Source organism: Candidatus Kurthia intestinigallinarum (assembly GCF_003991225.1).
GTDB classification, from domain to species: Bacteria; Bacillota; Bacilli; order Bacillales_A; family Planococcaceae; genus Kurthia; species Kurthia populi.
Genome location: NZ_JTFC01000245.1, coordinates 1 through 1266, shown reverse-complemented (window position 1 = coordinate 1266; position 1266 = coordinate 1). Strand labels below are relative to the sequence as shown.

The window sequence follows — 1266 nt, the reverse complement described above, 5'->3', positions numbered from 1 at the left end:
CTTTAATAATTGGTTTAGATGGCTGAGAAACATTCGCTGACGGTTTCATGAAGTTATTAATAACCTTACGTGCGTACGCTGCTACATTGTTCGCTTTATTAGTTATTGCTTCACGTACTGCGTGTAATGCAATTTCATCTGTTAGGCCGTCAATTTCATTTTTTGTTTTCTCGATCATACGCATTACTTGTGTAACTGATTCATCTTGTCCAACGATATTCATTTCTTTACAAACCTTACCGTACAGATTATGAACCAGCTCTTGTTTTGGTTTTAAATCTTTTTTAATAACGTTAAAAGAGCTAAAAGAGATAGGTTGCTCTTTTTCATCCACAAGCTCAGTAATAGCAGGCGTTTCAGCATTTTGAAGATGTGCACGAAGTGGTGCATCAAGTAGTGCATCTTGATGTGCATGAGTAGTTTCAATAACAACTGGTGTTACGTCTACATCGAATAAATCTTTCATGATTAACGGATAATTTTCGTGTTCTTTATCGATAAAGATATATGCCCCAGCACGACCATTAGCTGTTTGCGCTACTACGAATTGTTCTGATTCTTTTAATGCTTTAACTGCATTACGTACTGTACGGATATTTACACCGGCTTTTTCAGCTAATGTTTTACCCAGGATCGTGCAGATACCATTAGCACTCGCTAAATAAATAATGTGATCTAGTACTTTTTCTTTCGCTTTGGTAAACACAGCTTCAAAGGTGCCGATAAATTTTGCCTTGAAAGTTTCAAAGCGAATCGTTTTTTTAGATTTAATTGGTTGTGCTGTCCATTTTTGTACTTGTGAGTTATATGCTGTTAATACTGTTTTCATAATGATTCATTCTCCTTTGGAATGAAAAAAACACGCTACACCGTATAAAATAGGTGTAACGTGTCCTAAGTAACTAATACAAAACTATTGCAATACGCCAATTTTCATTATAAAATAAATGACATATAACAGGTACGACGAATACCTGTTCATAGTTTTGAAATTAGCTATTTATGAATGACAAGCTGACACCGTAGTAGGAATACGGACGTTAGTGATATGTGAAGGACGCCAATCCGACACTTATCAGTCTTTGTAGATAGCTTTTTTCAATTGTTTAATTTATTGATTAAATTATAAGTTACTACGAAATGTATGTCAACAGGTGTATACGCCGCAAACCGCGTCACTAAGGCATTTGGAGAGTTTTATAGTGGAGTTAATTTAACACTACATTGACACTACTGTAACACCATTTTGACACTACTGTGACACTA

General features: G+C 35.2%; 1 pseudogene. It reads right to left on the bottom strand.

The window, feature by feature from the left end:
* Positions 1–829: pseudogene (locus QI30_RS20210) on the bottom strand (HTH domain-containing protein); the annotation flags it as partial.
* Between the last annotated feature and the right edge of the window lie 437 nt (positions 830–1266).